Here is a 22,539-nt window from a genome sequence, read left to right as displayed (position 1 = left end):
TTAGAACACTTTCCTCTGGTAAATCGCAGTAGAAAGTCCCCAAGACAGCAAGTAGATGAGCATAATCAGCACAGTTGATCCCGTATATAAAATAGGGATCGATAAATTCATCATAAAATCAGTGATCCCACTGAATTGCTCTGCTAAATAGAGAACAACAGGCGGCCCCATAGCAGATAATAGGATAAAGCCAATGATCACTGCCGTTGTGATATAACCAGGCTTTAAGATATAAAACAATGGAAACGTACACGCCGCGAACAATAAAAACAACCCGCTGCCAAGAGCAATATCCATCATCGAAAACAGCTTCCCAAAACTAAATAAAGCAACACTTGTCAGCCCGATCGCAATGACCATATAAAAAACGGCACCAAGATAACGAGATGCAATAATTTCATTCCGTGTATAAGGCAAAGAATTTAATAGAATATTCGTTTCTGCCTTCTCATCGTACGCATATGTGTTAAATGGAATGAAGACACTAGCGACGAGAAACGTCAATACTGGATGGACATCCATGAAAATAAAAAATAAAATAAACGGAATGAAAATAAGTAACTGCTTCTTTTGCAAAATCACATCACGCTTAATTAAATGATACATGCGCAACCCCGCCTTTCAAATAAAACATGATATCCTCAAGCGACGCCGGTTCAATCACAACAGCATCCCCAAAAATAAGTTTCACCTCATCAATCCGATCTGTTAATGCTTCAAATCCGGCTGCCGTACGCTGAATATGGATAAACGCCTTTTCTGTGTCTCGATCCAACAAATCCAGGCTCCCCTTCACAAGCGCATAATTCTCCGCTACCTCGTGAATCGACTGTTGAAAGACCAATCTTCCATTTTGTATAAACGCAATATAATCCGCAATGCGATCTAAATCAGTTGTCATATGCGTCGAGAAAAAGATCGTTCGATTTCCATCAATCATCAATTCTTGTAACGTGCCGAGTAGCTCTCTTCTAAAGACCGGATCCAACCCAGCAGTTGGTTCATCCATGATAATCAGCTCGGCATGATGCGACAGCGCAATCGCAAGTGACGCCTTCATCTGCATCCCTTTTGAAAATGTTTTGATCGCTTTATTCAGCGGCAGACCAAACTGTTCAATATATTGATAAAAAAGCTTGTCATCCCAGCGTTTATAGGCAGGTGCCACAATTCGTTTGATGTCTTTTAAATTCAATCCTGGGAAAAAAACGTTAGCATCGTAAACAAAGCCGATTCGTTCCTTAATCTCTTTTTCATGGGTGCGATAATCTAATCCGAAGATTTTAACCTCACCCGAATCTGGCTTTAACAAATTCATAATCATTTTAATAGTGGTCGACTTACCAGCGCCATTTTCTCCAATAAACCCTGTAACAAAGCCTTTTTTGACCTGTAAATCAAGATTCTGAACAGAAAAGTCCTTGAATCGTTTTGATACTCCTTTGAATTCAATCACGTGCTCCACTCATCTCACTCCTCATACAAGAACTTTAATAACTGCTGCAATTCATCAAAAGATAAGCCTAATTCCTTGCCGTTTGTAACAACTGCTCCAAGCTGTTCCTCAATCACCTTCAATTTCTTCTCTCTCATGACCTCTAGGTTTTGCTCGGCAACAAACGATCCCTTACCGACAATCGAATAAATAAATCCTGCCTTCTCTAACTCTTCATATGCCCGCTTTGTTGTGATGACACTGATTTGCAAATCCTTCGCCAGCTTTCGAATAGACGGTAGTGCCGCCCCTTCCGCCAGCTCACCCGTTAAAATCATCGATTTAATTTGATTCGTAATTTGCTCATAGATGGGCTCCTTAGAGTGGTTTGAAATCGTAATTTGCATATAAAAACCTCTTTTTTTCTGTACTGGTGTTTGGAACAAAATATTGTATATACACTATATATACATTATATACACACTAGGAGAATAATCAACCATTTTTTGATTGCAACTCAACTAAAAAACCGCACAGCTTTTCAGCTATGCGGCCTTCCCCAACAAAATTTATCTCCAATACACCCATTTTCCCATCATCCACTCCACCGGACCTCTTCTCCATTTTTTCAAATAGAGATAGCTGATGAACAGCTGTGCTGTATACAGTCCGACAGCGAGCAGCAGTCCAAACATTGACCCCATCTGTCCAAATAGACCAAGTCCATAAGAATAGAAAATCGTTGTACAAATGATCGACTGCGCCAAATAATTTGAAAGGGACAAACGGCCAAGCCCTGCAAGCAAACGTTTGAGGCCTTCGGCTGCCTTCGAATAGTAGAAAACAATAAAAGCTTGAATATACCCGATCGCCAGCACATATCCACCGAGAACCATAACGAATTCACTCCAAGGCGCATCAATGAACGTCGCACATTTTAGTGCAAGGCCGACGACAATGACCCAGACCCAGCCTTTGCGATAGGCCATCCCTCGATCTTCTTCTGTGAGATGCCCTCGTTTACCAATCACCATGCCTAGCAAGGCAAACGGCCCCACCGTCATCGTACCGAAAAGAAACCCTAGTATCGGCATAAGCGTAATGCTCACGATCGCCAAAATAATGGTCACAATCATCATATCGTCTTCAACCGTAATCCGGCTGAGCAAAATATCAGCATAATCACCCTTCGCATACACATCGGTTAATAATTCATCAGTCCCATGAACAAGTTTCATCATGTATGGCGAAACGACTAATGACAATGCACCTAACACACCCGACCAAATCAGCATTGTTTTGATCCAGCTGCTCATAAACATCATCAAGAAAAGCATACAAGCTCCATAATAAAGAAGAATGTCACCATTCCAAATAAAGATGTAATGCAGCATTCCAAGCACAATCAGACCAAAACCACGGCGGACGACAATGGCATTCGTATTTAGTCCCTTAGCTTTCGTAGATTCAATCAGCTTGATAAAAGAATACCCAAACAAAAAGGAGAAAATCGGATAAAACGACCCCTGGAACAAAATTTCTGTTACATAAACGCCAAATTCCTGCCCCCAAAAACTCGAATCAAACATCTTCTCAAAATCATAATCATATTGAAAATTAAGCATATTCACGATCAAGATACCTAATAAACTAAAACCACGTAAACTATCAATTAACTCAACCCTAGATCCCTTCAACACGACATCTCCTTCGAAAAATATATAAATAAAGCATATTTATCCTACCACACTTTTAAAAAATTGGTTCCAATCCCCATGTGAAAAGATGCGTTTTAAGGTAAATTTAATAAAAAAACCTAGAATATAGATTCTAGGTAACAGACTCATGAATTATGAATTTTTTCCTCTTTCCACAGCACACGCTTCAAATAAAACAAAATCCCCAATCCGAACAAAATCAACGTCAGCTCCCAGCCTGCTGAAATCGGCAACCATTTCAGTATCATAAGAATCAGCAATACAATGCCCACACCTGCGAAAAAGACCGCAGTTTTTTTAAATTCTTTGTTTGATTGAAACAAAACGCTCTCCTCCATAACCTCAATTAAAAATGTTTTTCTAGCTTTTTCAATATTTTCTCCCAACCTGTATCTCCCATTTTCCGATCTATTAAATGCCCCTCTTTATCTATGAGGCAAAAGCTTGGTAATCCTTGAATCTTATATTTTGTGACAATCTCATACTCTTGATCCAAAACAATGGGAGCTGACATGTTCTTTTCCTCTGCATACATTGTAACAACATCTACCGATTTTTCTTCTTCCGTATATGGGACATGGACACAGGTTAAATGGATACTCAACTGATTCACACGATGTAGAATGTGATCGGTTAATTCTTCACAATGAGGACAGTTGACTGACCAAAAATAAAGAAGTTGATGTTGCCCTTCAGATAAGCTTCTCTGATCTGAAGGATGAATCCAAGGAAGATGCTCTGGCCACTTGAGTAGCTGCGTTTCCACTATTCATCCCCCTTTTCTTTTAGCTGAAAAGCGATGATTTTTCCTAATGCCTCCTCTGCGGCAAAAGGGGCCACGTTCCCTGATGGATGTTCTTGTTCCTGTTTTAGGCACTCATACATGTTTTTTTCGATTTTTGATGGGTCAATCCAAGAGATACACCAGGATGCCCAGAAACAAGTAGGTCCCTCATAACGTTTAGCCAATGGCAGAAGGAATGGCAAACTAGGCTGACCAATCCTCATGAGTGAGATCGCAGCCGCCATTCTTGTCTCCTCTTCTTCACTTTCTAATAGCTTGGCAAGGGACTCAGCTGCGTCCCCCGCATCTGCTCCAAATTCACCAAGTACTGCTGCTGCAATATTCCGCAAAGAACCCTTTTCTTTTAAGGCTTCAACAAGGACTGGCACTGCATCTTTTCCGGATTTTCTTAATTCCCCCATTGCTTGAACGATCGTTACTTCATTCGTATTGACCAAACGTTGAACCGTTTGAGATAGCTTATCTTCTGGTTTCATCACAATCAACTCCTCTTTTTAATGAGTCCTACGCCATCGATAACAAATCACATAAAATACAAATCCAGTAAATAAACATATAATCGTTGTAAACCAGCCATTAGTGAACATATGAATGCCAATGATGATCACTGCACTTATTGCAGTTGCGATAAGCAATGATCGATAATAGATGCCCAAAGAAAGACTGGCTTCTCGTCTCAACGGCTGCATAAAGGCAAAGAGCCGTACGGCCAAAAACCATATATAAACCCCTCCACCAAATAGGGCCCAATACAATACATCTTGAATCTCAAACAATAAAAGAGAAATAAAGTAGACAGCATACAACCAAAAGGTTTGAAACACTTCTAATAGAAGAATTTTTTGATATAAAGCGCCTGGAAAAAGATACAGCACCCCTGTTTGCGCATGCCTTACAATCCCAGCGTAATATGAACTGAGAAGGACGGATGCACCAATGACTATCAATAATAGATTCAGCCAATCTGAAAAATAAGAAATGACGACATAGTAAGTACCTATCAGCAGCATGGTAGATAACAGATGGAAGGTCACATACTTTTTCATCAACAATAATTCTAGCCAAAGAAAAGCCAAGCTTCCCGTTAATGTAGGAAGTCCCCACCACGTCTTGCCTTTCTTTGCATCCATTGGATTTGAATGAATCTGTCTCCCCTCAAATTCCTCCCAAAATGCTGCCTCCTTGACTAACGTCTCCTTCATCTCTAAACGATGACTGGCCCTGTACATCATCGTTAAAGATAAGGTCATCACTCCAAGAAATATCAATAAAGAAAGGAAAGAAAACTCTTCGATCATACGTCCAACTTGAAACATAAAAGAATCAGCGATGTTCATCAATGAGGACTGTTTCATCATCAATTGATTCAAAACAAGCAGTGCAAAACAGCAAAAAATCAGTACAAAACCGAGTAAGAGCATTCGCTTATATACTTGAATGGTTCTAGCACAAGACACCGCAAGCATCCACGTTTCGGTCATACATAACAGCCCTGTCAGGATAAGCGATTTCCCGAGTAGAAAAGGATACTGCTGCGTCAAACAAAAAAGGAGGATATCTGCAGACACGGCAGAGATCATAAGGAGAGCCCCTCGCCAAAAAATGTGATACACACATACACTCATCACAACCGTCCATAAGGAAGCACCATTTCCATATAACCAAATGATATCGTTCATCTGACTAGGCAGCCGATTTGAAAACAAGCCAAAACCAGTATAAAGAACAAATAAAAAGACAATGATCCATCCAGCTACCTGAGCATTCCAATCCCCCATACTTGAGACTGCGCTCAGCTGAAAACCAATCGCAGCAATAAAAATCAGCAAGATCAGAAAAGGCATTTTCTTTTCTTGATTTTTACTGATCAAACGCCTTTGGGATTTCATCCATAAAAGTGAGAGTGTGTTATTCACTAGACCACTCCCCCAGAAGTTGAATGACTTCTGCCCGCCACTTGATCTGTTCTTCCTTCAATTGAGGAACATCAATACTTTTCATGATGTCACCGTCTCGAATCAATATCACCCTGCTAGCCGTATCAAGAACAAACTCTAGGCTATGAGTAGATACAAGAACAGCACCACCTTGACGGCTTTTTTGTATCAGCCAATCCGACAGCCATTGTGTTGAAGGGATATCCAACCCTACAGTCGGTTCATCTAAAATAAAAAGGGAGGCATCTTGCACAATGGCCCCTGCTAAAACGACACGCTGTTTTTGGCCTCTTGAAAGCCTTCCACACAGTTCGTTCATCTTCATTTCCATATGTACTTCTTTCAACGCACCATATACCTTTTCTTTGATCTGTTTTAAGCCTTTATGATAGCCCCTTGCACGGAATTGAACATGTTCAGCAACCGTTAATTCTGGATACAAATATGGCTGATCAGGGATAAGAGCTACTTGCTTTTGGACATGGGAATGATCAGGAGGAAAACCCTCTATGAGAATCTCCCCTTGATCTGGTTGATATAGACCCGTTAAACATCGAATGGTTGTCGTTTTCCCCGCACCATTAGGCCCAAGCAGCGCCACAACCTCTCCTGCTTCGATGGAAAACGACATATCCTTAATCCCATCACCATTGCTATATCGTTTGCTTACATTCTGAACCTCCATGAATGGCATGAAATCTCTCCCTTGCATTAGAGTGATGTATGCTTATCTATGGTGCTTTATAAGATAAAAGTGAATGTAATTAGACCCAATAACCTTTTACCCTTATATTACCATATAGAGAATAACAAGGTAAGAGAATAGAGGGAATATATTCTATAAACATACTGAAAACGGAATTAATACAAAATAAAAAAAGATTGGGCCTCAATATCCCAACCTTTTATCTATGCAATAGCTATTCCATCAAATCGACTCATCAACTGAAACCATATCCTTACACGCCCAAGCATCCACCTCTACCTTTAAAGCAGGAGATGCCAAGGCAACTACATAAATCATCGTCATACAAGGCAGATGGTCGCCTAAGAACTGACCCATGATTCGTTTTCTGCTCTCAGCATCAAACTCTCCTACCAAATAAAACACAAGCTTCGTGATATCTTCCACTTTCATATCTGCTGCTTCTACATTGCGTTTCACATTCTCTAACGCTAGCTCGAGTTGCTCCATCGGACTCGCTGGGATGGCTCCATCTACTTCCATCCCCACTTGACCTGATAAGGTTAACCACCGCTGTGGTCCTGTTGTCTCTATTTGATGGGTATATGGTGCAACTGGCGGGTGAATCGTCTCAGGATTACGTGAAGTTCTCATCTATCAATGACCCCTTTTCTGAAAATACAATCAATTTATACCTATCATACCAAACTTTCTTTTTCATTTAGATGTTTATGCTCAAGAATGAAGCCCAATCAAAAAAGCCTTTCAAATGATGCCCCGCTCCGATGCTCAATCTGTTGAAAGCCGATTTTCCATGCACAGCTCCAATTAAAATGGAAATCACCCTTGGCAGAATGATACGGAACAGGCTAAAAAAACCCTTTAGATCCTCATATCCAAAGGGTACAACATGCTATAATTCTTGTTTTCTAAAAAGAAACCATCCAATGAGAAAAAAGAGGACAATCAACATCGATACACCTAAAAAACTTGTAAGAGCATGATCTGAATAGGTCCCTCGGTAGATCATTTCCTCTGCCGCACTTGTCATGCCTTTAGGTGCATACTTCCCCAGTGTGTCTTCATAAAATGGAGGGACTGTAAAAAGAATGAGATTGATCAAAAGCGAAACACCGCCAGCCGTCACCGAACGCTGAAAGAAAGCCGAGGCACAAATGGTCGACACCACAATCAGCAGTAAGTTTGGGTAATAAAGAAGTACGCCTTTTAACACGTTGATCCAGTCCAGATGCCCAAATTGAATGTCTACATAATATACGGAGGCCAGCACCGCCACCACCAAACTAAAAAAGGTCAGACAGGCATAGGCGCATATTTTTGATACATAATAACTCGTTCGACTGACTGGTTTTACCATAATCATCGAAGCCACCCCAGAGGCACGCTCTCCAGCAATCGTCCCCATCACAATCATAATCAAGATAAAAACGCCGAGCGAATCGAATTTGCTCAATGCACTTGCTAATGCCTCTCCAGCACTTGGCTCTGGTATATAAAATGTTGATCCTTCAGGTAAATCAGCTGATTTCGATAGAAGATCTGGCAGCATTTTCAACGTAATAGGCTGCGTGATCATTAAAATCGTAAAAATGATAGGAACAAATAAGATTTTATAACTAGTGAATAACTCCCTAAATTCCTTTTTGAACATCATCATGAATTCACAACCTTCATGAAAATATCTTCAAGCGTCAGCTTAGATAGTCGATAATTGAGTAGTACGCCGCCCGTTTCAGTGATGAGACCAGGCAGTTCCTTCAATGCCGTTCGTTGATCGTTGACTCGCACCTGATAACCCTCCCCCGTATCAATGCATTCTTCCACCCAAACCCGCTCTTTTAACAAAGCCACTAGTTCCGCATTCTGTTTTTCTAATTGGAATTCGATGACGGGCTGGATATAGTCTTCTTTGATCTGTTTCATGGAAGAGGACATCTCAATTTTCCCGCTGTTGATCATGATAATATGATCCGCCACTCTTTCAATGTCATCTAAAATATGGGTCGACATAAAGATCAGCATCTTATGCTTTAGACGCTCAATCAATGTTAGAACGTCTTTTCTCCCCATGGGATCAAGTGCCGACACAGGCTCATCTAGAATGAGAACCTTCGGGCTGTTGATGAGTGCCTGCGCAATGGCGAGCCTCTGCTTCATTCCTCCGCTATAGCTGCCTATGGAACGATCCTTCGCCTCATCAATGCGGCAAAGCTTCAACAGTTCCTCCGTTTTAGAGTGAATCAATTTTTTCTCTAAATGAAATAACCCTCCAACCCAATGCATCCACTCCTGCCCCGTCATATCCTGATAAAATGCAGGTTGCTGCGGACAATACCCGATCACATGACTGATTTGATTCATATCCTTTGTCACATCCAAACCCGCCACCTTCACGACGCCGGACGTAGGACGAGCAAGCCCCGTCAAAATCCGAATTGTTGTCGTCTTTCCTGCTCCATTGGCTCCTAAAAAGCCTACACAACCGACTTCTCCAACGGAAAACGATACATTTTTTAAAATCTCATGCCGACCATATGATTTCGTCAGCCCATGACACTCCAGCATATTCAAGCGAATTCCCCCTATTAAGATTGTTTACGACCAAAAATGAAATACGCAATAGGACCGGCACTCGCCACAAACACAATCACCAAAGCCCAAACCCACTTCACTTCTCCTCTGATCCTCGATGGATCTCTTTTCAGCAAATCAAACAAACCAATCACCATTAAAATGGCTTGCAGCAAAATAAGAGGTAAAATCATCTTCATATCCATCCACGCCACTCCTTTTTCATACACCAATTTTTTTGATATCACTTCTTTTGACGACATGAAGGGTGACTTCGTTCAAATGGATTTTATTTTTATCGATCGAGTGGTCTATAAGATATAAAAAAGCCCAGTGAAGGCACCTTCACTGGGCTTACGTGTTATAGATGTTTATGATGAACCTCGCAAAATCTTTTCCATCTTCTTTCCTTTCGCTAATTCATCAATTAGCTTATCCAGATAACGAATGTTTTTCATGGTTTCTTCCTCAATATCCTCCACTCGAACACCACAGATGACCCCTTTGATTAAACTGCGGGAAGGATGCAGCTCAGGAGCTTCAGAAAAAAAGGTTTCAACGTCTATCTGTTTGTTCAACTGTTCCTGTAACTCTTCTGGACTGTACCCTGTTAACCAACAAATAATCGTATCGACTTCAGCCTTCGTTTTTCCCTTTCTTTCCACCTTTGCGATATAGAGAGGATAGACTTTTGCGAAGCTCATTGTATAGATTTTAGGTTTGTTCATGTGTTTTTCTCTCTTTCTTTGTTAAATATTCAACCTGTATTGCCTTCTCTACGTGCCGCTCTCTTAGTATGCCTATTCCCTTTTTATTACCCGCATCATTTTTGAAAGACCTATATTTATGAAATTGAACGAAACAGAATCCTAGAAATACACAAATCGGTCCTTCGACGGTAGCAGGACCACCAATCAACAAATAAGAGCTAATAAACAATGCGATATAAACGATGAAGAAAAAAGTAATTCCCCATTTTTCCTTTTTTAAATATTCACTCATAATGACTCCGCTCTCTTGAAGATGTACGATCTTATCGAATCTATCTTTCATTTTAATTAGTTCTTTAGACACAAAAATACCTCTTTAGACAATTATATCTAGTATCAAATGTTGCTTTGGAATAAAGTTTGATTAAAAATACCTCACAAATCCGTATTTTCGGCAAATAAGAAGAATCCATTTTGAAAAAAGTTTGATCAAAATAGATTCCCATCTAGCAAATTTAAGTTTCAGTTTTATAAAAAAGATTGATCATTTTTACCTTTAGTCTTCCACAATTGCGCCCCTTTGCTGAAGATCGTTTCAAAGACGTTATTAAAAGCCCTTTATAGTACAATAAGGGCGTTGAAAAGTTGACTAAAACTGCGTGGTAATCTTTTAGTTTAGACAATGGTTTGGACTTTCTAACTAATCGGAAATTTGGGTTTGATCATCTCCTCTTGCGGAATTGATTTGTGACTGTGTTAGAAAAAGAGCTTCTTTCAAGTTAGCGCCACTTATCTCTGCGTCTCTTAGGTCAGCTACAATAAAATCAGACCTTCTCAAATTACTATGGCTTAAATTTGCTGCAATCATTAATGTTCCTCTAAAACCTCGGCCTTGTAAGTCCAACCCTTTTAGGTTTGCTTCTACGTAATCTAGATCTTTCTTTACTCTTTTCTTTTTATAAGAAGACTTACTCCATTACATGGTCTGATTGCGAAACAAGAAAAAAAACTGCATTTCATTACCGCAGGATTTTTGATCAAACTTTATTATAAACGATCAGACTTTTATACATGATCGAACTTTATTTCGACGTCACTGGTCATCCGTTTTTCGTTTTCAGCCATAAAATGACCAGCAAATGATCAGCCATGGACATACTGAACCTCATAAACAAAAAATGTTTCCACAATTCCTCTGAAGAAACAGTAGATAAAAGATGATATTGTTGCTTCTTTTTACCCACTAAAGAACTTTATTTCAATAAAGCATCAACGAAAAGTGGAATCACAATAACTATTCAGATAACCCCTTTTTATTATGTTGCCAAAAAAAGTTCTTCTTTCAATTGAGTGAAGAAAGCTAGCCATTCTGACCTATAAAATGGTATACAAACTAAATTTCCATCTTTTTTCCTGAGCGTAACAATTACGTATGAAGTTCCGAATCCAACAATTGGTTGAATTGTCATCTTTGGATTAGAACCTGATAGGGTACTTATTTCCACCATACGTGGTTCACCAATTTCTTTCCGGAAAAGATCGACAATCATTTCAGGTTTTCCACTTTGGAATGCGGTAATATACGTTTTGACGTTGTCGTCCTCCGAATAAATAGTAGCTTGATTTCTTACTTGTTTTATTTTCCTTCGGGCCCGATGAAGAACCGCCTTTACGGCCCCCTCAGTTGTCCTCATCATAATTGAAGTTTCTTGCATTGTGTAATTAAATCCATCAACGAGTAACACTGCTATACGCTGTTTTGGCGAAAGTTCCTCCAACAATAATTGCATTCCTTCTATAAGAATATCTGAATTTGTTTTTTTATCGGCTAGTTCTGAAACATCTTTATTAAAGTCTTCGTTAAGCCTTTGTTTCCGGTTTCCATCAATCCATGTATTGCTTGCAATTCGGAACAAATAAGATTTGGAAACTGGATTTAATGTTGTTGAGTAACTTTTATATGCCTTCGTCAATGTATCTTGCATCAGGTCTTCTCCATCCCAAGTCGATTTCATCAGGGAACGGCAATAGTTCTTCAAGTCTTTCATGTAGGGTTTAACGGCATTTTCGAAGTTTTTATTCGCTTCAGTAGTAGCGTTTTGATCAATCGCTCGCATTGAAATCCCTCCTTTATTTTTGCTTTTCATTTATTATAAACGAAATATGAGATCAAAAAGGGACTGCGAATACAAAAAATATCGACATCCCCGTAACTATTTATAACGCTTTTTCGTTTTGTTAATTGAGAGCTGTATTTTTCAAGGCCACCTTATTAAAAATATGGATATCAAATTCATCTTAAACAGGCATTATCCTTATAATTACTGATCCACTAAGTAACCGACCCTCAGAATATTTAACGTATTAAAACTAGAATGGAGAAAGAAATATGGAAATTTCGAATGGAGTAAAAATGATTGAACTACAGATTGAAGCCTTTGGTGGTCGTCAAGAATTGAATCCTACTCTTATTTGGGATGATGAGACTGCTGTTCTGATTGATACTGGAACACCTGGTCAATTGGAGCAAATACGAACAGCAATGAATGATGCTGGAGTCTCTTTTGAAAAATTAAAAGCTATTATTCTAACACATCAGGACATTGACCATATTGGTAGCCTTCCTGAAATCTTGCAGGAATCTGATTCGCATATTAAAGTTTACGCTCATGAAATTGATAAGCCCTATATTGAGGGTGAATTCCCCCTCTTAAAGGCAAACCTTGAAAGTATGGCTTGGCAATTAGACGGCCTTTCAGATGATAAACGTCGGGTAATAGTGGCTCAAGTTAACAATTCCCCAAGGGCTAAAGTTGACAAAACATTGTTTGGTGGAGAGGATCTCCCATTCTGCGGAGGAATCCACGTTATTTTTACACCCGGGCATACACCCGGGCATATTAGCCTTTATTTGAAGCAAAGCAAAACCCTTGTTGTAGGGGATGCAATGTATAGTGTAGAAGGTGTTTTGCAAGGACCTCATCCACCATCCACTCCGGATATGGATACAGCATTCCGTTCCATAGCAAGCTATTTGGATTTCGATATTGAAAAAGTGATTTGTTACCACGGAGGATTAAGTAAAAATAATGTTAAAGAACAGCTTAAAGGCATAGTTGAAAAGGAGTAACAGCTTAAAGCATTGGAATGGGCTACTAATTTAGCATTCAACCATAAACAGACGAGGGATGTTTATGGTACGTATTTAGTAAAAGTTGCGTTTGGTGTACCTTCTTGTGTTGTATTATTGTTACAGATTATAGAAACTCTTATCGCTTACGGCGGTGACAAAACAAGCGTCCTATGAGATAGCTCGTTTTGTCATTAAATAGAGGATTTCATTAAAAAATGAAATCCTACTGTATGCTACCGCCTTAATCCCAGAGCAATTCACATATTGTTTATATCAACTTATTCAGCAATAGTTCTGCTCGGTGTCTAAAAGATAGTGGGAACTCTTTTTAAAACACTTATGACTTAAATAGCCCTTTAGACGTATCTCTAAAGGGCTAAAACAGTGCAACTTTTTTATAATCCGTTCATCTTTTTTTAAAATGGTGCAACTTCATTTTAAAGCCACAAATGATTGACCATGTCAAGATGGAAAATATGTTAAAAAGTTGGATTTCCACATGTCTTAATCAATGAATGACAGATCATTAAAGGGTAACAAGGATCGTGAATGGTCATCATTTTATTATTAAAATAGCGATGTGGTGTTTGTCAATTTTATTTCTTGAAAGCACATTCTAAAATCATATTAAAAGTACTAATTCTCATTATCCCCACGAAACGTTAATTTAACAACTGAATAAGTTGTTAAACTTTCTTTTTTCTCTAAATTAAACACTCTATAATCCATATCCAAACTTTATCCCAATAGAAAAAAACTGTCAGCGGGTTCTGAGTAAGTAAGTGTTCCCAGGCTGACAGCTCTAACAACTTTATTAACATCAATAAAAGTGAATAATCTATTTAACCCTACTCAACCGTCACACTCTTCGCAAGGTTACGTGGTTTATCCACATCACACCCGCGGTGAAGGGCTGCGTAGTAAGCGATTAGCTGTAATGGAACAACAGATGCAAGTGGTGCAAGTGCTGGGTGTACAGCTGGAAGGACGAAACGGTCGCCTTCGTCTTCTAGGCCTTTCAGTGAGATGACACATGGGTTTGCGCCGCGTGCAACGACTTCTTTGACGTTACCGCGAATGCTTAAGTTCACATGCTCTTGCGTTGCAAGGGCAATCACCGGTGTACCTTCTTCAATTAAAGCAATGGTGCCGTGTTTGAGTTCTCCGCCAGCAAAACCTTCTGCTTGGATGTAAGAGATCTCTTTTAGTTTTAGTGAACCTTCAAGGCACACATAGTAGTCAAGTCCTCTTCCGATAAAGAATGCGTTACGTGTCACTGTGAAGAAGTCACGAGCGATTTGTTCCATTTCATCCTTTTGATCGACAAGGGCTTCCATTGCGTTTGCCACAATACCAAGCTCTTTCACAAGATCAAAATCAAGAGATTGACCATTTAATTCAGCTGCAACGGATGCAAGGATCGCAAGAACAGCGATTTGTGCTGTGTAGGCTTTTGTTGAAGCTACTGCGATTTCTGGTCCTGCATGAAGAAGCAATGTAAAGTCCGCTTCACGAGAAAGCGTAGAACCTGGCACGTTTGTGATCGTTAATGCTTTATGACCAAGCTCTTTGACTTGAACAAGTACAGCACGGCTGTCCGCAGTCTCTCCAGATTGAGAAAGGAAGATGAACAACGGCTTTTTCGATAGAAGCGGCATGTTGTAAGAGAATTCACTTGCTACATGGACTTCTACAGGTACTTTCGCCCAGTCTTCAATATATTGTTTACCGACAAGACCTGCATGATAGCTCGTTCCACAAGCCACAATGTAAATGCGGTCTGCTTCTGCTACTGCACTTGCGATATCGCCAGCGACTGACAGCTTGCCGTTTTCGTCTTGATATTCTTGGATGATTTTGCGCATCACTAGCGGCTGTTCATCCGTTTCTTTTAACATGTAGTGAGGATATGTGCCTTTCTCGATGTCGCTTGCATCTAGCTCAGCGATATAGGAAGGACGTGTCATGATATCACCGTCAAGGTTTTTGATGATAACCTCGTCTTTTGTGACAATGACCATTTCTTTATCCATTAATTCCGCATATTCGTTTGTTACTTGAAGCATCGCCATTGCGTCAGAAGCCACAACGTTGAAGTCTTCGCCGAAACCAACCAATAATGGGCTTTTGTTTTTCGCCACATAGATTGTTTCTTTGTTTTCGTTATCGAAAAGGGCAATTGCGTAAGAGCCTTTTAATTGAAGAAGCGTTTGACGGAAAGCTTCCTCTGTATCAAGACCTCTGCTTACAAATTGTTCGATGACTTGAACAACAACCTCTGTATCTGTGTCGCTTTTAAGTGTGACGTCTTGTAAATATTCGCGTGTCAATTGTACATAGTTCTCGATGACACCGTTATGAACAAGCGTAAAACGGCCAGAAGCACTTTGATGCGGATGCGCATTTAGATGACTTGGTACACCGTGTGTTGCCCAGCGTGTATGTCCAATTCCCGCTGTAGATGCCACGTTTGCATCAACGACCTCACGAAGCTCAGCGATACGTCCTTTTTCTTTGAACACATGCACGCCTTCTTCGTTTGCCACAGCGATACCTGCTGAGTCATACCCACGGTACTCAAGCTTTTCTAAACCTTTTAATAAGATTTCCTTCGCATCATTCTGACCAATATAACCTACGATTCCACACATAAATATTCTTCCTCCCGATCATGTGAAAGGGACAAAGAAAGCCTACTAAAATAGAAGGGACATTTCTTCGTCCCTCTCTACATGTTTAATTTGGGAGATCATGTGTATTCCCTTTGTACAAAGAGTCACCTCTTTGCTTTAAAGAAACACTTACGGCTGTGATCTCTATATTTGATCAGCCGGGAGGCATCCGCCGAAAATTCGATAACCTCCATCCTCGTCAACTAAGCATCTGTCGTCCGATCGCTTAGTTCGGGCGCTATAATTATAAGAGAGTTCCTGAACATCTACCCTGCCTTTCCTGATAGAATAAAAATCCAGTAACACAAGGATGATTGTACTATAAGGTCTGACCTCCGTCAATCACAATGTAGCGGGTGATCCCCTTCATTTTAGAAAGTGAGACCTCCATACACTATATGCGATGAGGCTTGTCACGTTCTACCTTTGATGTGCTCTCCTATGTATGAAGGCATCAGCAAATGGCCCTCGCCTATATGATTCGTCAAGAATCCTCCTCTTATGACGTTTATTCGAAAAAAAAAGCAAACCGCTGCTCTGCGATTTGCTTTGATTGATTACTCAATACCCATTTCTTCTTTGACAACAGCGGTGATTCGAGCCACATATTCATCACACAGCTCTTTTGTTTTCGCTTCTGCCATCACACGTACAAGCGGTTCTGTTCCAGATGGACGAACAAGGATACGCCCGTCGCCGCTCATCTCTTTTTCTACCTCTTGGATCACCGCTTTTACTTTTTCATTTTCTTCGACTTTATATTTATCAGACACTTTCACATTTACTAGAAGCTGCGGGAACTTTTCCATTTCAGCCGCAAGCTCTGATAATGTTTTCCCTGTCGCTTTTAATGTATTTACAAGCATGATGGCAGAAAGCATGCCGTCACCTGTCGTATTGTAATCAAGGAAAATCAAGTGGCCTGATTGCTCACCGCCGACGTTATAGCCGTCCTTTTTCATCGCTTCGACCACATAGCGATCACCAACTGCGGTTTGGATACTCTTAATGCCTTGTTTCTCCAGCGCTTTATAGAAACCTAGGTTACTCATGACCGTTGACACGACGGTGTCATCCTTTAATCGGCCTTCACCCTTCAAATAACGTGCACATATGTACATAATTTGATCGCCGTCTACGATATCACCTTTTTCATCGACTGCAATTAAACGGTCACCGTCACCATCAAACGCAAGACCAATATCTGCGCCCTTATCCTTCACAAAAGCAGAAAGAGCCTCTGGATGAGTTGACCCTACGCCATCGTTGATATTCAATCCGTTTGGTGATGTTCCCATTGTGGACACATCTGCATCTAAATCAGCAAATAAATGTGTCGCTAGAGAAGAAGTCGCACCGTTAGCGCAGTCAAGCGCCACATGAATGCCTGTGAAATCCTCATCCGCTGTCTGCTTCAAGAATTGTAAGTATTTCTGACCGCCTTCAAAGTAGTCATTCACCGTTCCAAGATCGGCTCCAACCGGGCGTGGTAATTGATCGACTGGCTGATCCATTAGCTGCTCAATTTCATTCTCCTGTTCATCTGACAGCTTAAAGCCGTCACCGCCGAAGAATTTAATTCCGTTGTCTTGAACAGGGTTGTGAGAAGCAGAAATCATGACACCTGCTTCTGCATCCATTGCCTTCGTTAAGTAGGACACGCCAGGTGTTGAGATGACACCTAAACGCATCACTTCAGCCCCAATTGAAAGTAGGCCTGCCACGAGGGCTCCTTCTAACATATGACCGGATACACGTGTGTCTCGCCCAACGAGTACCTTTGGACGTTCTTTATCCTTTGTGAGCACATAGCCGCCAAATCTCCCAATTTTAAATGCGAGCTCTGGCGTTAATTCGCTATTAGCCACACCCCTTACACCATCAGTTCCAAAGTACTTGCCCATGTTTCAATCGCTCCTTTTTTACCATTCAAGAGGACTCTGTGTCCTCTTTTTTATCTTCTTTAACCCGCTGTCTTTGAATTGATTCTTTTTTTGCTTTATCTTGTGTCGATTCCTTTTGACTCTTCTCTTCCTGATCATCGTCATTAGACGATTGATCCTTTCGATCATTCGTAGAAGCCGGCTGATCTTCTGTGTCAGTAGAGGTAAGTTTCACCTTGACCTTTGATCTCGATAATGTCCACGTCACGTTTTGAGGACCGTTCACTTGTACTTTAACCTCATGTGTTCCTTCGTTTAAGTCCCCCACATTGATATAGGCTTCAATATCTGAAGCCTTTAGTTTATCAATTGCACTCTTTGACCCTTTTGCTGTTAGCGTGAGACGCCCAGAAGATGGACTCACAAATTCAGAACTCAGGTCCTTGCTCAGACCCACGACAGAAATCGGGACATTATCGATCTTTTTTTCTTCAGCTGTTGCAACCTTCACTTTGATCTTAACAGTTTCGGGCGATACCTTTTTCACACCATCTGGCAGAGGAATGTCGGCATCGATCTCCGTATCATCTTTGATTTTGCTTAGGTCCAGCTTAACGCCATCGATAAAATCAAGTGCATCAAGCACCTTTTGAGAGCCGTACACTGTGACCTCACTCGGGCTTGTCTCAATGCTTGAGATACTGATCCCATCCGGTAAGCTGCCCGTCCGCTCAATTTTAAACGGGACCTTCTTGCTCGGACTCGTGATTGGGACCGTAATATCCACCACTGACGGACTCACTTCGACTGGCAACTCATTCCCGCTGCTATCATACACAGTGAGCTTCGCTTCCTTCTGGATTTGCTGATCGACATCCTCTAAGTTCACAAAGGCTTTAATGACAGAAATTTTGTCGATCACGTCCTTTGAGCCAGTGACAGTCACCTTTTTCGGATTCACAATGGGCTGTTCGGGTGAATAGCCGTCTTTGATTTTATTTTGATTATAAAATTCTGTTTCAACAGGAAATTCAGCTGTCGTTTTTTCTTGTATCGTCACAGTCGTCACAGACGGATTAATCGATAATGTGATTCCCTTTGATACATCTCTTGCCTTCAGCTCCACTTTATGTGTACCTGTAGATAAGTTTTGCATATCTGCATAAATTTCAAAATTCTTTGTTTGTCTTGCTGTTTTCACTGCACTTGTTGATCCTTTAATCGTGACATTGACTGTCTGCGGTACACCAGTGACGACGTACTTCTCGTCATCATAATACGCTTTAACAGGAATGTCGGTTAAGGTTGCTTCATCTGTCGTCGATGTTGGGAAAAAGGATTCACCGATTTTTTTCGGCGTGGGCGCTTGCGCTGAATTGACTGTACCATACAGCAATAAAGCGAAGACCAATGCAAGAAACTTAACGGCCCAGCGATTATTCAAAATCTTATCCATTTTTCTTGCCCCTCCAATACCATTTGGTCGAGGAAGCATCTTTGCTGTTTTTACTAAATTCAGCAATCAGCATTTCTTCAAGCGCTTCTTCTGTCAATTCTCGATGGAGATCACCATTTCTTGCGACAGAAATGCCGCCTGTCTCCTCAGAAACGATGACGGTTAAGCTGTCCGTCACTTCACTAATACCAACTGCCGCCCGGTGACGGGTTCCGAGTTCCTTAGAGATAAAAGGACTTTCTGACAGCGGTAAATAACAAGCCGCAGCTGCAATCTCATCACGCTTCATAATCACAGCACCGTCATGAAGCGGTGTATTCGGAATGAAAATATTAATCAGCAACTCAGAACTCACTTTTGCATTCAAAGGAATTCCTGTCTCTATGTAATCATTCATCCCAGTATCGCGCTCAATTGTCAGCAGCGCTCCTATTCTACGTTTAGCCATATAGTTAATTGCTTTTGTAATTGCCTCGATCGTTTTCTGCTGCTGTTCCTCTACAGGTGTCCCGCTTCTTGAGAAGAAACGGCCGCGCCCGAGTTGCTCAAGCGCTCTCCTTAGCTCTGGCTGAAAAATAATAATGATCGCAAGGAAACCCCACGTAATCGCTTGATCCATCAGCCATTGAAGTGTGTTAAGACCGAGATACGCACTTCCCATCCTGACGAGAACAATGACCACAATTCCCTTTAAAAGCTGAACCGCTTTTGTTCCGCGGATGACCATCATTAATTTATATATCACATACCAAACAACGAGTATATCAACAGCATTACCGAGGTACTGCAAAAAAGGAATATCCCCTAAAGCCATTTCCTCGTCCTCCAGAATTTTCAAGTTTCTTCGTGTGATGCATTTTTTTATAAAAAAAGCCTATGTGTAAATACATAGCGTGGCTATTATACCACATTTTATTTCAGCAAGGAAAATAGTTGCCATATATGGCTGGCATTCTAGTATGTGTGAATCTGAGCAATGATATAGAAAAAGAGCAGCCCCTAAGAGGCTGCTCCCATGCTGTTTGATTTACTTTTGCTCCTCTGGCCCAATGACCCGCATCACGTTTTGTGCTGTGGATTTCATTTTGTACCAGATCCAATCAAACACTTCATTAATTTCATTGATTTGACCAGTGACTTGTCCGGCAGAAGCAGTCAGCTGTTCCCCATTGACGACTGTGACATTTCCATCAACCTTGCCTTCTACAATCAGCTTGCCATTTTTGACAGTGACATCACCTTTGACGGTTTCCCCTTTAGGTACGGTCACTGTATCATTTTCAACCACGAGATTCGGCTGCTTTGACACACTGAAATTATGATCGGTATTCCAGCTTGTAAACAGACTGCCTCCCATCAAAATGAGAAAGAGGGCAGCGGCTACCATCAGCGGGTGAGCTTTGATCCATCTTTGAATCGACACACGCTTTTTCTCCTTTGGAAGACCTGCCATCACCTTTGCAGTGAAATCAGATGGTGCTTCTATATGAGATGTACTCTGCACTAGCGCGATGGATTTCTCAATTTGTTGAAAATGAGTACGGCATTCCTCACACGATTGCAGATGGCTCTTTAATTCTTTTTCGTCTTCGGGCATGATATCCCGGTCTAAATACTGATGCATAAGCTGGACGATTCTATCCTGACAGCTCATCAAAATCACCTCACTCAAAGGTCTCTCAACTGTTTCCGGAGAGCCTCTCTACCCCTGTGTATTCTCGTTTTCACTGTACCAACTGGTATATTCAGAATCTCACTAATTTCTTTTAATGAGAGTTCATCAATATACTTTAATACGATGACTGAACGATATTTATCGGGTAATCTTAGAATTTTTTGCTGAATGGTACTCGATAACTCAAGAGACACCACCTCATCCTCTGGCAAAATGCCATCAGCAGCAATTTGAGAATACATATTCAGTCCTTCTGTTCCTGCCACCTCTGCATCTAAATAATAATCCGGCTTTTTTTTGCGAATACGGTCGATGGTCAGGTTGGTTGCAATGCGGTACAGCCACGTGGAAAACTTACGATTCACATCAAAGCTCTCAATATTCACATAGGCACGAATAAACGCCTCCTGTGCGATATCCTCCGCTTCGTGTGCATTCCCAAGCATACGGTAGCACAGCTGATAAATTTTGTCTTTATACAGGTCTACGATGTCTGTAAATGCGTTCTGGTCGCCTTTTTTCACTTGCTTAATTCTCTTTTTAATCATTGTGTCCATAGTATATTCAACCTCTGCCTTCACCGGTCTTTATGTATACGAACCTCTTTCCAAAAGGTTTCATTCTCCTCTAAAAAATAGTGTAACAAATTTTTGACAGCGTGTTACGCTTATCAGCCGGTAAAAACCTTAATATATCCTTAAATTTTCCCAAAATAAAAAAAACGGGAACAAGTCCCGCTCTACAATAACTTTTCACCCATTAAAGAACCAATTAAAGCAACAGCCGCTTCTGCTGTTTTATTTTTCTCATCTAGTACTGGATTTACCTCCACAAATTCCGCTGAAGTCAAAATACCTGCTTCCTCTAAAAGCTCCATTGCAAGGTGACTCTCACGATAACTAATCCCGCCTGCCACCGGAGTTCCTACACCAGGGCATTCCACTGGATCTAACCCATCTAAATCAAGCGACAGGTGGACACCATCTGTTCTTTCCTTTAAATACGCAATAGCTTCCTCCATCACCCTTGTCATCCCTAAACGATCAATTTCATGCATCGTATACACCTTCATGCCTTTTTCTCTAATCAACGCTCGCTCTCCTTCATCTAAGGAACGAGCACCAATTAATATGACATTTTCGGGTTTCAATTTAGGAGAATAACCACCAATGTTCGTTAAATCAGCATGCCCAAGGCCGAGACTGACAGCAAGCGGCATGCCATGAATATTTCCAGAAGGAGAGGTTTCCTCCGTATTTAAATCACCGTGCGCATCATACCAAATGACACCCAAGTTTTCATAATGCTTCGCTACACCAGCAAGTGTGCCAATCGCAATGCTGTGATCACCACCTAAAATCAGCGGAAACGAACCTGACTGCACAATACTGTCAACCTTTTCAGCAAGCAGCTGATTGGCACCAGCATTCTCCGTTAGATTTTTTAACTTTTCACTTGTATATAAACCTTTCTCATCGTCCCTTTGCTCGACTGGAATATCCCCGAGATCCTCCACACCAAATGAAAGCGATTCCAATTTTTCTTTTACGCCAGCACACCGAATCGCACTCGGCCCCATATCGACGCCCCTTCTCGTTTGACCCAAGTCCATCGGAACCCCGACAATCGTGACCTTCTTTTGATCTCCCATATGTACATCCCCTTTCCGTTCATGCTTATATTTTACTTTCTCGATGCCTTCTGACTCAACTCGACAACATTTTGAATAGTTATACATTCCCTCTGCCAACATAAAAAAAGACACCTTTTTGAAAAAGGTGTCTTAAACGGGATCGATGGATTCGAAACAAAGAATGCAGGCCTTAAACTAATTTTTC

24 protein-coding genes and 1 pseudogene are annotated in these 22,539 nt (G+C 40.9%); 1 reads left to right on the top strand and 24 read right to left on the bottom strand.

Features of this window, described 5'->3' with window-relative positions; all coding sequences use genetic code 11:
- The 17 genes and pseudogenes from BA70_RS15470 to BA70_RS19130 all read right to left on the bottom strand — a co-directional run bounded on the left by BA70_RS15470 (nucleotide 1) and on the right by BA70_RS19130 (nucleotide 11,999).
- On the bottom strand, nucleotides 1-606 hold the full coding sequence (locus BA70_RS15470) for an ABC-2 transporter permease (protein ID WP_034324086.1): 606 nt from the start codon (nucleotides 604-606) through the stop codon (nucleotides 1-3).
- On the bottom strand, nucleotides 590-1,465 hold the full coding sequence (locus BA70_RS15465; protein WP_034324085.1) for an ABC transporter ATP-binding protein: 876 nt from the start codon (nucleotides 1,463-1,465) through the stop codon (nucleotides 590-592). Before BA70_RS15465 ends, BA70_RS15470 begins: the two co-directional genes overlap by 17 nt.
- A gap of 5 nt (nucleotides 1,466-1,470) precedes the next feature.
- Nucleotides 1,471-1,842, bottom strand: a complete 372-nt coding sequence (locus tag BA70_RS15460; RefSeq protein ID WP_003217079.1) for a GntR family transcriptional regulator — start codon at nucleotides 1,840-1,842, stop codon at nucleotides 1,471-1,473.
- 162 nt (nucleotides 1,843-2,004) lie between these two features.
- Nucleotides 2,005-3,132: a DUF418 domain-containing protein gene (locus tag BA70_RS15455; protein WP_034324083.1), complete on the bottom strand. Its 1,128-nt coding sequence runs from the start codon at nucleotides 3,130-3,132 to the stop codon at nucleotides 2,005-2,007.
- A 146-nt stretch (nucleotides 3,133-3,278) separates the two neighbouring features.
- Nucleotides 3,279-3,476, bottom strand: a complete 198-nt coding sequence (locus BA70_RS15450) for a hypothetical protein (RefSeq protein WP_034324148.1) — start codon at nucleotides 3,474-3,476, stop codon at nucleotides 3,279-3,281.
- 23 nt (nucleotides 3,477-3,499) lie between these two features.
- Nucleotides 3,500-3,919, bottom strand: a complete 420-nt coding sequence (locus BA70_RS15445) for a TlpA family protein disulfide reductase (protein WP_034324081.1) — start codon at nucleotides 3,917-3,919, stop codon at nucleotides 3,500-3,502.
- Complete coding sequence (locus BA70_RS15440) at nucleotides 3,919-4,434, bottom strand: HEAT repeat domain-containing protein (protein ID WP_034324079.1); 516 nt, start codon at nucleotides 4,432-4,434, stop codon at nucleotides 3,919-3,921. The genes BA70_RS15445 and BA70_RS15440 overlap by 1 nt, the downstream gene beginning before the upstream one ends.
- 18 nt (nucleotides 4,435-4,452) lie before the next feature.
- Nucleotides 4,453-5,874, bottom strand: coding sequence for a sporulation killing factor system integral membrane protein (skfF, locus tag BA70_RS15435; RefSeq protein ID WP_034324076.1), 1,422 nt, complete (start codon nucleotides 5,872-5,874; stop codon nucleotides 4,453-4,455).
- The gene (locus BA70_RS15430) at nucleotides 5,867-6,589 is read right to left on the bottom strand and encodes an ABC transporter ATP-binding protein (RefSeq protein ID WP_034324073.1); all 723 of its coding nucleotides are present in this window, start codon (nucleotides 6,587-6,589) and stop codon (nucleotides 5,867-5,869) included. The genes skfF and BA70_RS15430 overlap by 8 nt, the downstream gene beginning before the upstream one ends.
- A gap of 234 nt (nucleotides 6,590-6,823) precedes the next feature.
- Nucleotides 6,824-7,234: a RidA family protein gene (locus BA70_RS15425; protein ID WP_034324071.1), complete on the bottom strand. Its 411-nt coding sequence runs from the start codon at nucleotides 7,232-7,234 to the stop codon at nucleotides 6,824-6,826.
- 259 nt (nucleotides 7,235-7,493) lie between these two features.
- The gene (locus tag BA70_RS15420; RefSeq protein WP_034324069.1) at nucleotides 7,494-8,258 is read right to left on the bottom strand and encodes an ABC transporter permease; all 765 of its coding nucleotides are present in this window, start codon (nucleotides 8,256-8,258) and stop codon (nucleotides 7,494-7,496) included.
- Nucleotides 8,255-9,172: an ABC transporter ATP-binding protein gene (locus tag BA70_RS15415; protein WP_034324066.1), complete on the bottom strand. Its 918-nt coding sequence runs from the start codon at nucleotides 9,170-9,172 to the stop codon at nucleotides 8,255-8,257. The genes BA70_RS15420 and BA70_RS15415 overlap by 4 nt, the downstream gene beginning before the upstream one ends.
- 14 nt (nucleotides 9,173-9,186) lie before the next feature.
- On the bottom strand, nucleotides 9,187-9,378 hold the full coding sequence (locus tag BA70_RS15410) for a PLD nuclease N-terminal domain-containing protein (protein WP_003217265.1): 192 nt from the start codon (nucleotides 9,376-9,378) through the stop codon (nucleotides 9,187-9,189).
- Between the two features lie 165 nt (nucleotides 9,379-9,543).
- A complete protein-coding gene (locus BA70_RS15405) occupies nucleotides 9,544-9,900 on the bottom strand; it encodes a DUF2200 domain-containing protein (RefSeq protein WP_034324064.1) in 357 nt (118 codons plus the stop codon).
- Entirely contained in the window at nucleotides 9,887-10,246 is a 360-nt protein-coding gene (locus BA70_RS15400) for a hypothetical protein (RefSeq protein WP_034324061.1), read from the bottom strand. The genes BA70_RS15405 and BA70_RS15400 overlap by 14 nt, the downstream gene beginning before the upstream one ends.
- 336 nt (nucleotides 10,247-10,582) lie before the next feature.
- Nucleotides 10,583-10,792: pseudogene (locus BA70_RS19650) on the bottom strand (pentapeptide repeat-containing protein); the annotation flags it as partial.
- Between the two features lie 406 nt (nucleotides 10,793-11,198).
- Nucleotides 11,199-11,999: an RNA polymerase sigma factor gene (locus BA70_RS19130; protein WP_051691170.1), complete on the bottom strand. Its 801-nt coding sequence runs from the start codon at nucleotides 11,997-11,999 to the stop codon at nucleotides 11,199-11,201.
- 272 nt (nucleotides 12,000-12,271) lie between these two features.
- Here BA70_RS19130 and BA70_RS15385 point away from each other — a divergent pair, with 272 nt between their 5' ends.
- Nucleotides 12,272-13,012, top strand: a complete 741-nt coding sequence (locus BA70_RS15385; RefSeq protein WP_034324059.1) for an MBL fold metallo-hydrolase — start codon at nucleotides 12,272-12,274, stop codon at nucleotides 13,010-13,012.
- 851 nt (nucleotides 13,013-13,863) lie between these two features.
- Here BA70_RS15385 and glmS read toward each other — a convergent pair.
- From glmS to rocF, 7 genes are all read right to left on the bottom strand, one after another.
- Nucleotides 13,864-15,666, bottom strand: a complete 1,803-nt coding sequence (gene glmS, locus BA70_RS15380) for a glutamine--fructose-6-phosphate transaminase (isomerizing) (RefSeq protein WP_034324056.1) — start codon at nucleotides 15,664-15,666, stop codon at nucleotides 13,864-13,866.
- A 578-nt stretch (nucleotides 15,667-16,244) separates the two neighbouring features.
- Nucleotides 16,245-17,591, bottom strand: a complete 1,347-nt coding sequence (glmM, locus tag BA70_RS15375) for a phosphoglucosamine mutase (RefSeq protein ID WP_034324053.1) — start codon at nucleotides 17,589-17,591, stop codon at nucleotides 16,245-16,247.
- A gap of 25 nt (nucleotides 17,592-17,616) precedes the next feature.
- Nucleotides 17,617-19,026 (bottom strand): CdaR family protein, encoded by a 1,410-nt coding sequence (locus BA70_RS15370; protein WP_034324051.1) that lies wholly within the window; start codon nucleotides 19,024-19,026, stop codon nucleotides 17,617-17,619.
- The gene (cdaA, locus tag BA70_RS15365) at nucleotides 19,019-19,840 is read right to left on the bottom strand and encodes a diadenylate cyclase CdaA (RefSeq protein ID WP_008344027.1); all 822 of its coding nucleotides are present in this window, start codon (nucleotides 19,838-19,840) and stop codon (nucleotides 19,019-19,021) included. The genes BA70_RS15370 and cdaA overlap by 8 nt, the downstream gene beginning before the upstream one ends.
- Nucleotides 19,841-20,053: 213 nt before the next feature.
- Entirely contained in the window at nucleotides 20,054-20,680 is a 627-nt protein-coding gene (gene rsiW, locus BA70_RS15360; protein ID WP_034324048.1) for an anti-sigma-W factor RsiW, read from the bottom strand.
- Between the two features lie 14 nt (nucleotides 20,681-20,694).
- Entirely contained in the window at nucleotides 20,695-21,258 is a 564-nt protein-coding gene (gene sigW, locus BA70_RS15355) for an RNA polymerase sigma factor SigW (RefSeq protein WP_034324045.1), read from the bottom strand.
- A 182-nt stretch (nucleotides 21,259-21,440) separates the two neighbouring features.
- A complete protein-coding gene (gene rocF / locus BA70_RS15350; protein ID WP_034324142.1) occupies nucleotides 21,441-22,352 on the bottom strand; it encodes an arginase in 912 nt (303 codons plus the stop codon).
- Nucleotides 22,353-22,539 lie beyond the last annotated feature (187 nt).

It is taken from the genome of Bacillus zhangzhouensis (genome assembly GCF_000715205.1).
Classification (GTDB): domain Bacteria; phylum Bacillota; class Bacilli; order Bacillales; family Bacillaceae; genus Bacillus; species Bacillus zhangzhouensis.
The sequence above is the reverse complement of the archived record's forward strand: the minus strand, read 5'-3'. Positions and strand labels throughout refer to the sequence as shown.